The sequence below is a fragment of the Rhizobacter sp. P3_C12 genome (assembly GCF_056402735.1).
In genome coordinates this window covers 1-9,827 of the sequence record NZ_JBFUGW010000234.1, presented here as the reverse complement: position 1 = coordinate 9,827, position 9,827 = coordinate 1, and the positions used below count along the sequence as shown (strand labels likewise).

General features: G+C 70.8%; 5 protein-coding genes and 2 pseudogenes. 1 reads left to right on the top strand and 6 read right to left on the bottom strand.

Translation table 11 applies throughout. The features are described 5' to 3' along the window. The 4 genes from AC1DXV_RS26310 to AC1DXV_RS26295 form a co-directional block, all read right to left on the bottom strand. Positions 1-1,182: branched-chain amino acid ABC transporter permease (locus tag AC1DXV_RS26310; protein ID WP_477936335.1), on the bottom strand; the 1,182-nt coding region annotated here is incomplete at its 3' end. Between the two features lie 3 nt (positions 1,183-1,185). Then, on the bottom strand, positions 1,186-2,127 hold the full coding sequence (locus AC1DXV_RS26305; protein ID WP_477936333.1) for a branched-chain amino acid ABC transporter permease: 942 nt from the start codon (positions 2,125-2,127) through the stop codon (positions 1,186-1,188). Between the two features lie 4 nt (positions 2,128-2,131). Further along, on the bottom strand, positions 2,132-3,367 hold the full coding sequence (locus AC1DXV_RS26300; protein ID WP_477868327.1) for a branched-chain amino acid ABC transporter substrate-binding protein: 1,236 nt from the start codon (positions 3,365-3,367) through the stop codon (positions 2,132-2,134). 20 nt (positions 3,368-3,387) lie between these two features. Continuing rightward, positions 3,388-4,179 (bottom strand): SDR family oxidoreductase, encoded by a 792-nt coding sequence (locus tag AC1DXV_RS26295; RefSeq protein ID WP_477868326.1) that lies wholly within the window; start codon positions 4,177-4,179, stop codon positions 3,388-3,390. A gap of 202 nt (positions 4,180-4,381) precedes the next feature. Here AC1DXV_RS26295 and AC1DXV_RS26290 point away from each other — a divergent pair, with 202 nt between their 5' ends. Further along, on the top strand, positions 4,382-6,352 hold the full coding sequence (locus tag AC1DXV_RS26290) for a helix-turn-helix domain-containing protein (protein WP_477868325.1): 1,971 nt from the start codon (positions 4,382-4,384) through the stop codon (positions 6,350-6,352). 15 nt (positions 6,353-6,367) lie between these two features. Here AC1DXV_RS26290 and AC1DXV_RS26285 read toward each other — a convergent pair. Both AC1DXV_RS26285 and AC1DXV_RS26280 read right to left on the bottom strand, forming a co-directional pair. Beyond that, positions 6,368-7,951, bottom strand: a pseudogene (locus AC1DXV_RS26285) (carboxylesterase/lipase family protein); the annotation flags it as partial. Between the two features lie 81 nt (positions 7,952-8,032). Further along, positions 8,033-9,754 (bottom strand): annotated as a pseudogene (locus AC1DXV_RS26280) (tannase/feruloyl esterase family alpha/beta hydrolase); the annotation flags it as partial. Positions 9,755-9,827: the final 73 nt, after the last annotated feature.

Below are 9,827 nucleotides of genomic sequence, written 5' to 3'. Positions count from 1 at the left end.
CGCCAGCACGCCGCCGCACGCCAGCAGGCTGGCCGGCAGCAGCCACGTCGACGCGGCGGCCGGCGACCAGGGCCGGCCCAGCAGCGGGATCGCGGGCCACCCCGCAGCCGCCTGGGCCAGCGCCCGGTAGTCGTGCGAGCACAGCCGTTGCAGCATCTCGACGGCGAAGACACTGCCTGCCGCCAGCAGCAGCGCCGCGCCCGCCACCAGCCCGGCCACGGCCACCGCCCGGCGCCAGCCCTGGCGCTCGACGAGCCGTGCGCCCGCACCGAACAGCCCCGACAACCCGGCCGGCGCGAACATCATCACCAGCACGAACAGCACGCCCTGGTACAGCAGCCACGACTGCGTGGCGTCGGACACCGCGTAGCCGAAGAAGGTCATCAGCGCCGCCCCGAGCGCCGGCCCGAGGAAGATGCCGACGCCGCCGATGTAGCTGTTCAGCACCACGGTGGCCGACACGCCGGCATCGAAGACGGCGTAGTTCGCGGCCTCGTTGCTCAGCGCCTGCAGCCCGCCGGCGAGGCCGGAGAACATCGCCGAGATCGCGAAGGCCGACACGCCGAGGCCGTGCACGTCGTAGCCGAGGAAGCGCAGCCGGTGCGCGTTCTCGCGCAGCGCGAGCGTCAGCCGGCCAGCCGGCGTGCGGCTGTGGAAGTACAGCAGCCCGAGGGCCGCCAGCACCCACGCGAGGGTCAGGTAGTAGACCTGGACCGTCGAGCCGAAGGCCAGGCCCCAGGCGGGCGCACGCATCGTCGAGAGGCCGGATTCGCCGCCGAACAGGCCCTTCAGTTGCGGCGCCAGCGCATGCAGCAGCTCGGCGATGGCCAGCGTGATCATCGCGAAGGTGGTGCCGCTGCGCTGCGTGGCGAACCAGCCGGCCGCGATGCCGACGGCGAGCCCCGCCCCGGCCCCCACCAGCGGCATCAGCGGCGTCGGCAGCAGCCCGCTGCCACCGAAGGCATTCATCGCATGCACCGTCGCGAAGGTGCCGATGCCGAAGTACGCCGCATGCCCGAACGACAGCATGCCGGCGCGGCCGCTGAGCATGCCGTAGGCGCTGGCGAACAGCGCCGCGATGAGCATCTGGATCGATGCGATCAGCAGGCCGGCCGACAACAGCGCCGGCAGTGCCGCCAGCAGCACCACGCCGGCCACGAGAAGGGGGAGTGTCGAGCGCATCGATCAGGCCTTCTCACCCATCAGCCCGCCGGGCCGCACCAGCAGGATCAGCAGCATCAGCGCAAAAGGCAGCGTGGCGGCCAGGCTCGACAGCTTCAGCGTCAGCAGCCCGCCCACGCTCTGCGCCCAGCCGCCGGCACCGACGACGGCCAGCAGGTCGGCGATGCTGCGGTCCACGCCCACCGCCAGCGAGGTGACGATGCCGATCAGCAGCGAGGCCAGCATCGCCCCGCCGAGTGAGCCGAGCCCGCCCACGACGACGACCACGAACACCATCACGCCGACTTCGAGCGCCATGTTCGGGTTGGTGGTGTAGAACGCGCCCGCGATCGCACCGGCCAGCCCGGCGAGCGCCGCGCCGACACCGAACACGCCCATGAAGACCAGCTGCACGTTGTGCCCCAGCGCCTGCGCCATGCGCGGCTTGTGGATCGCCGCCCGCACGACGATGCCGATGCGCGTGCGTGTGAGCAGCAGCCACAGCGCGGCGAACATCGCGAGCGCCACAGCGGCCATCAGCGCGCGGTACGCCGGGTACTGCTGCCGGCCGATCGTGAACACCGCGAAATCGAGCGCCGGCGGAATGCGGTAGTCCACCGGGTGGTTGCCGAAGAACAGCTTGATCGTCTCGGCGATGATGAACGACAGCCCGAAGGTCAGCAGCAGTTCGTGCGCATGGCCGTGGTGGTGCACGCGGCGCAGGAACCAGCGCTCCACCACCACGCCGACCGCGCCCGACAGCAGCGTGGCCGCGACCACCGCCGGCCCGAAACCGAGCAGGCCCTGCAAGGTGTACGCGAAGTAGGCGCCGAGCATGTAGAACGACGCGTGCGCGAAGTTCAGCACGCCCATCATCCCGAACACCAGCGTCAGCCCGGCCGACACCATGAACAGCAGCAACCCGTAGACCGTGCCGTTCAGCACGCCGAAGACGAAGGACTCCATCGCCTCAACCGGGGCGCTGCATCTTGCAGCTGGCCTGCGCCGGCACGGCAGCCTCCTCGGCGGTGAACACCTTCACCGGCTTGAAGCCGAGCGCGGTGTCGTCGGCCTTGTACTTCGCGTCCTTGGCCACCACCGACACCACCAGCGGCAGCAGCACCTGGTGGTCGGCAGCGCGCATGCTGGCCTCGCCCATCGGCGTCTTCAGCCGCGTGGTCTCCAGCGCCCGCGCGAGCGCGTTGACGTCGAGCGCGCCGTTCACCGGCTTCGTGCGCTTCAGCGCATCGGCCACCATCTCGAGGCCGAACACCGTCTGCGGCTCGGTCGCGACCGGCCAGTGCCCGCTCTTCGCCTTGTAGTCGGCCATGAAGCGATCGCCTTCCGCGCCGGCGGCCTCGGCATTGAAGGCCTGCGCGACGAAGTGGCCTACCGCCTGCTCGCCGGCGTTCGCGATGTTGCCCACCTGGTCGAGGTAGATGGTGCCGAAGCGCAGCTTCAGCCCGGCCGCCTTCGACGCCTTCATCATCAGCAGCAGGTCGTTCGACCAGTTGCCGGTGATCACCGTGTCGGCGCCCGAGGCGCTGATCTTGGCAACGTAGGGCGCGAAGTCCTGGATCTTGTTGACGTCGTGCAGCGTCTTCTCCACCACCTGGTAGCCGCCGGCGCCGGCGTTGTCGACGATGGCGCGCTCCATGTCCTGGCCCCAGGAGTAGTTCTGGTTGATCGAATACACCTTGCTGCCCAGCGCACCCGCCTGCTTCATCGCCTGCACCAGCGCCTTGGTGCGCACCTGCGCATTGCCGGCGAAGCGGAAGTGGTGGAAGTTGCACTTCTCGCCGGTGAGTTCCAGCGCCTCGGCGCCGACGTTGATGTAGACGATCTCCTTGCCCGGGTTGCGCAGGTTGTGCTTGCGCACGTCCTCGGTGATCTGGCCGCCGATCGCCGACGAGCCGCCCTGCACGACGATCTGCACGCCGTCGGCGGCAGCGGCCTTCAGCTTGTCGGAGGCGCCCGCCGGGCCGCCCTGGTTGTCGTACTCCAGCAATTGCACCGGCTCGCCGTTCCAGCCGCCGGCGGCGTTCAGCTTGTCGACGGCATAGCGCACCGCGGCGCGGTAGGCCTGGCCCGTGGAGGCCTGCGGGCCGGAGAGCGTCTCCAGCACGCCGATCTTGACCGGGGCGGCCTGCGCCGCGGTGGCCAGCAGCACCAGCAACGGCAGGGTGGCGATTCGAACAGCATTCATCGTTTGTCTCCGAGGATTTTTTAGAGGTACTCGACGTTGCCGTCGATGCTGATGGCCTGCCCGGTCATGTTCCGGGCCGCAGGCGAACACAGGAACAGCGCGAGCGCCGCCACGTCGTCGGCGCTCACCATGCGGCGCAGCGAGATCTTGTCGAGGTACTGCTGGCGCATCTCGGCCACGCCGATGCCGACCGAGGCCGCGCGTGCCGCGATCACGCCGCTCATGCGCTCGCCCTCGACCGTGCCCGGCAGGATCGCGTTGACGCGGATGTCGTGCGGGCCGAGCTCGATCGCCAGCGATTTGGTCAGGCCGACGATGGCCCACTTGCTCGCCGCATACGGCGTGCGGTACGGGTAGCCCAGGCGCCCCGCGACCGAGGCCATCGAGATCAGGCACGGGCTGGCCGCCGAGCGCTTCAGCATCGGCACCGCGCGGCGCGCGAAGTAGTACTGGCTGTTCAGGTTGACGGCGATGGTGCGTTCCCAGCCGGCGCCGTCGATGTCTTCGACCGGCCCGGTCGGCCCGGCGATGCCGGCGTTGTTGACCAGCACGTCGAGCCCGCCGAACGCGCCCTGCACGTCGTCGAACACCAGGTCGACATCGGCGGCGACGGAGGCATCGGCCATGCTGCCGGTGATGCCCGGCAGCTCGGTCGTCAGGCGATCGAGCGCGCTGCGGTCGATGTCGCAGACGTGCACCCGCGCCCCCGCTTCGTGGAAGGCGCGCGCGATCGCGGCACCGATGCCGTTGGCGCCCGCCGTCACGAGGACGCGCAGGTGGGGCGCGGGCCGGAGCGAATCCAGGATGGGCATGCAGGTCCTCGGGTGAAAGAGGCGCCAGTCTCGATGCGCCGCGCGGCGCGGCCAATGTGCGGTGCGCACACCTTGAGGACCGCTTCAGTGTCTTTCGAAGCCCGCGCGCGTGCCGCTGCGGCGCTGGGGCCTCTGGTAGCCTGTGGCCCACGCAGACGCCGTCGACGGCGCACATGAACCAGCAGCAAACAGGAGACAAGCCATGCGGAGCAGTGCCCCGCCCTCCCCCGACGGCGCCGGCACGCTGGTCGCCGAGCTGATCCACCTGCTCCACCAGGGCGCGCCCGCCGGCGATTTCGCGCGCCGCCTGGCCGAGGTCGAGGCGCTGCCGGACCAGGTGCCGGCCAAGTCCACGCTGGCCGAGACGGTGCGCATGGCRATGGCGATCCGCAACCGGCTCGAGCTGCAGCAGCAGCGCGAGCGCGGCATGCTGGCCGTCATCGACTCGGCCCAGGCCTTGTCGAGCCGGCTCGACCTGCAGAGCCTGCTGGCCGCCCTGGTGCAGCGCGCGCGCAACCTGCTGGGCTCCGACGTGGCCTGGCTGTCGGTCTACGACGCCGAGCGCGGCGAGTTCCACGTGCTGGCCGCCGACGGCGCGATGCAGCAGACCACCTCGGGCATGGTGGCGCGGCACGACCGCGGCGTGGCCAGCGTCGTGATGTCGACACGCCTGCCCTTCATGACGCCCGACTACCTGCACGACCAGCGCTTCGGGCACGACGCCAGTCTCGATGCCGCCTTCCGCGATGAGGGCATCGCGGCGCTGGTGGGCGTGCCGCTGGTGTGGGACGGCGAGGTGACGGGGCTGTTGTTCGTCGCCGACCGCTACCACCGGCTGCACACCGCGCAGAGCATCTCGATCCTGTGCACGCTGGCCACGCACGGCGCGGTGGCGCTGAAGAACGCGCGCGACTTCGAGCGCGCCAACGCGGCGCTGCACGACGCCGACCAGGCCCGCGCCGAGCTGGAGCGGCATGTGCGCAGCATCCAGGCGGCGACCGACGCGCACGAGCAGCTGACCTCGCTGCTGGCGCGCGGCGCCTCGCTCGCGACGCTGTGCGAATCGGTCGCGCGGCTGCTGGGCGGCAGCGTGCTGGTGCTCGACGAAGCCCTGCAGGCGGTGAGCGCGCCCGCGGCGCCGGGCCATGCCGGCCCTGGTGCGGCCGGCTACACGCCGCACGGCGAGCGCAGCGCCGAGGTGGCGCGCGCGCTGCGCCAGAGCCGCGAGACGGGGCGCTCGGTGCCGGCGTGGCAGGTCGAGGGCGAATCCTGCCGGATCATGGCGGTGATCGGCGGCGACGGCATCCTCGGCGCGGCCCTGCTCTTCCACGCCGGCGAGCTGGAGGAGATCGCGATCCGCACCTTCGAGCGCAGCGCGAGCGTGATCGGCGTGGTGCTGCTGTCGCGCCAGCGGCTGGAGGCCTCGAAGAGCCACGACGCATCGGACCTGCTGCGCTCGCTCGTGTGGCCGCGCCAGGGCGAGCTGAAGGACCTGGTCGGCCGCGCCGAGCCGCATGGCGTGGACCTGTCGCGGCCGCTGGCGCTGATGCTGGTGGAGATGGACGGCCCGAGCGCCGGCTACGCGGCGCGGCGTTTCAGGACGATGCGGCCCTTGCCCCATGCCTTGGTCGACGACCTGGACGGCACGCTGGTGATCCTGTGCGGCGCCAGCGGCGCGCTCGACGCGCGGCTCGCGGTCTCGGCCTGGGCGCGCAGTGAGCTGCACGCGCCGCACCGCGGCGTGCTGTCGCGCCCGATCGGCGGGCCGGCCGAGATCCCGGCGCTGTACGCGACGCTGGGCCGTGCGCTGCCGGTGCTGCGGCGCATCGGCGTGCAGGGACAGATCGTCAACCAGAACGAACTCGCGCTGTACTCGACGCTGTTCGAGAGCCACGACCAGGCGAGCCTCGGCAGCTTTCTCGAAGCGACGATCGGCCCGCTGATCTCGCTCGACCGCAAGCGCAGCGCCGAACTGGCGCCGACGCTGCTGAGCTACTTCGACAACAACCAGAACGCGAAGACCACCGCGCAGCGCCTGGGCATCCACGTCAACACGGTGCGGCAGCGCCTGGCCACCATCGAGACGCTGCTCGGGCATTGGGGCCAGGCGTCGCGGGCGCTGGAGATCCACATCGCGCTGAGGCTGTGGCACCTCAGCGCGGGGGGCGACTGAATTGGCGTCAACCCTTTATTGAACGCTGATCTGCTTCGCGCTCGGCGAGGCGTCGAACACCAGCGTGGCCGGCCACTGCGGCCAGGTCGTGCCGAGGCCGGCGTTGTTCGGGTCGCCATTGCGCGCGAAGGCGCCGATGCTGCGCATCATCGCGTTCGACAGCGCCAGCCGGCCGGGCTCGTTGGCCGTGGTGTTCGCGAAGTTGGCATACAGCGACGGGCCGAAGTTGCCGAACGCGAACGGCAGGTCGAACGCGTGCGCCGCGCCGTAGATCTCGTTGAACGGGGCCGGCATCTCGTCCCAGTCGAAGCGGTAGTACCAGATCGGGTTCTGCTGCGATTGCAGTGCGCCGAGCACGCTGTCGCGGCTGTTCAGGAAGAAGATCCGGTTCAGCTGCTCGGAGCGCGCGGTGAAGCCGGTGACGGGCGCGTCGATCGGCAGGTACGACGGCGGGATCCACTGCGCGATCGTCGTCGTCGCCGGCCCGTTCGGCTTGTAGTTGAACGCGATCGAGAACACCGTCGGGTCGTCGAGCAGGCGACCGCTGCCGGTGCCGCCGGCCAAGGGCAGCAGCGTGGGGAACAGCTTGCCTTCGTCGCGCGTGTTGCCGGCCAGCACCGGCACCTTCAGGTAGCTGCCGGCCTGGATGGCCGCGATCGGGCTCACCGGCAGCACGTTGCCGTCGGCGATCGGCCCGGAACCCGAGGCGCCCACCGGCGCGAGCTTGCTCGTCACCGTGTTGATGATGGCCTCGGCGCTCTTGCCGCGCATGTACGTGGCGATCTGCTCCGGCGTGCGCGACGCGACGTAGCCATAAGCGGCTGTCAGGTCGGCGGCCAGCCCATCGGCGAGCACCAGGTGGGCGACCAGGAAATCGGCCTGCCCGCGGAAATCCGACGGCGACGCCAATGTCGCGAGGCTGCCGGCCGGCAACTCGCTGGCGCGCGAGATGCCGCCGCTGATCGGGATCACGCGGTGCACCAGTGCCGGGTTGGCCTGCACGACGAGCGGCGAGGTCATCAGCGCGTAGACGTTCACTGCACCGGCCGACTGGCCCATCAGCGTGACGTTGCCGGGGTTGCCACCGAACGCGGCGACATTGCGGTTGACGAACTTGAGCGCCTGCAGGATGTCGAGCAGCGCGAAGTTGCCCGAATCGTCGAGCGCATCGCCGGTCTTCAGCTGCGCCAGGTTGATGAAGCCGAGCAGCCCGAGGCGGTAGTTCACCGTGACGACCACCGCATTGGCCGTGCGGGCCAGTGCCGCGCCGTCGTAGACCGGATCGGCGGTGTAGCCGGTGACGTTGCTGCCGCCGTGCACGAACACGATGACCGGCAGGTGGGTGGCCGCGCTGGTCGGGCGCCAGATGTTGAGGTAGAGGCAATCCTCCGAGCCGACCGGCTGGCCGACGGTGGTGCCGATGGTGGCGTCGTACCTGTTGTTGGAGCCGGGGCCGTACAGGCGGCCGAACGAGGCGCAGGCATTGCCGAACTGCTGCGTAGCCTTGGGCGAAGTCCACGGGGCGAGCTCGGCCGGCGCCTTCCAGCGCAACTCGCCGACCGGAGCCTTGGCATACGGGATGCCCTTCCACGCCCAGGTGCCGCTGGTGGCCGAGTGGTCGGTGCCGATCACGTCGCCGAGGCTGGTGGTGCGCTGCGTCGGCGAGGCGGCCTCGCGGTTCGCGCAGGTGAACGAGGCGGCCATGTTGACGTCTCCGGTGCCGTTGTAGCGCGGCCATTGGGGGTGGTCGCACAGCGGCCGGGTGCGGCCGGGCACGCCGGCGGTGTCGGTCACCACCTGCGCGCTGGGGGCGGTGCCGTGCTCGGCCCAGTTCTCCAGCGTGGTGAGCGAATCCCAGGCGGCGTTGAAGGCCGTGCTGACCGCATGGCCGAGGCCGGGGATCTCGTAGTAGCGGACGAAGGTGTCGACTTCGCTCGGCCCCATGCGGGCTTGCAGGCGCTGGTAGTACGCCTCGGTGGCGCGGGTGCTCACCAGGATGTCGGCCACGCCGTGGGCGAGCAGCAGCTTGCCGCCCTTGGCCGCGAAGGCGTCGAGATCGACGCGGGTGTCGAGCAGCGTGCTGAGCTGGCTGACGCGGTTGGCCCACGGGCCGGGGTTCTCCGGATCGAAGGACAGCGAGTCGTAGCCGGCATCGCGGGTCACCGAGTACTTGATCCACTGGTCGAGCAGGGTGCCGATGTAGGGCGAGTTGCGCGGCATCGGCGTGGCCGGCGCGGCGGTGCCGAGGGCCAGGAAAGTGATGGTCGGCTGCAGCGGCGACGGGTTGGTGGTGATGCCGAGGTCGGCGCCCCAGACGTTGGCGCCCGGGTAGTGCGTTTCGCCGCTGGCCAGCGCGAAGTGGAACTGGGTGTCGGTGTTCATCACCTTCAGCGCGGTGATCTGTGCATCGGAGAGGCAGGTGTCGCCCGCCTCGGCGCCATCGGGGCAGCGCAGCGGGTTGCCGGCGACGCTGGCGGTGGCCGGGTCGAAGACGGCGTTGCAGCGTTGCTGGTTGCTGATGAGGCCGTCGACCACGCCGTCGAGGCCGTCGCAGGCTTCCATCGCCGCGGCGTAGACCAGGGCGCGCTTCGCGGAGCTGGGGTAGGCGCCGGGCTTGGAGAGCGCACGGCTGACGCGCTGGCCGTGCAGCAGCGCGGCGGCGTCGTTCCAGGCGGGGTAGAGGGAGATGGCGCCGTCCCAGTCGGCAGGCCATCGGGTGATGGCGGCGAGGGCTTCGCGGCCACCGGTGGAGCCGCCGGCGAAGTAGGCCTTGTCGACGGAGGCGACGGCGTAGCGGGCCTTGACGAGGTAGGTGGCGGCGTCGCGGGTCTTCTTGATGGCGTCGCCGCCGAAGTTGTCCGCCGCTTCGTCGTTGAGCGCGAAGGAGCCGTCCTGCGAGCCGAAGGCGTTGGCCTGGTGGCCGGAATCGCTGGCGAAGGTGGCGTAGCCGCGGCCGAGCGGGTTGGGCTGGTCGGTGGGGCCGACGGGGACGTTGCCGGTGACGGCGGGGATGCTGCCATCGAAGCCGCCGCCGCCGAACATCACGACCTTGTGGTTCCAGGTGGTGGGCAGCGCGAGGTTGAAGCGGATGTCGGGCGCGGCGGGGTCGACCGGGGAGATCCTGGCGACGACGAGGCAGTGCTCGGGGATCAGCTTGGGGGCCGTGCCGGTGGGGGCGACGACGGTGGCCGAGACGACGGTGGCGCCGGAGGTGGGCAGGCCGATCGATGCGGCGGGGATGGCGGTGCCTTCGAGCTGGGCGCAGGTGAGTGGCGTGGAGGTCGTCGGAGGTGGTGTGCCGCCTCCGCCACCGCCGCCGTCATCGCCGCCGCCGCAGGCGGCGAGCAGCAGGGAGAGGGCGAAGAGCGGCGCGATGCCGAGGCCGGGTCTGGGTTGTCGCATGTCTTGTCTCCTGTCGTTTGTTGTCGCACCTCTGGCGGGTGCGCGGTCGGGAACGGACTAGTCTTTGTTCGAC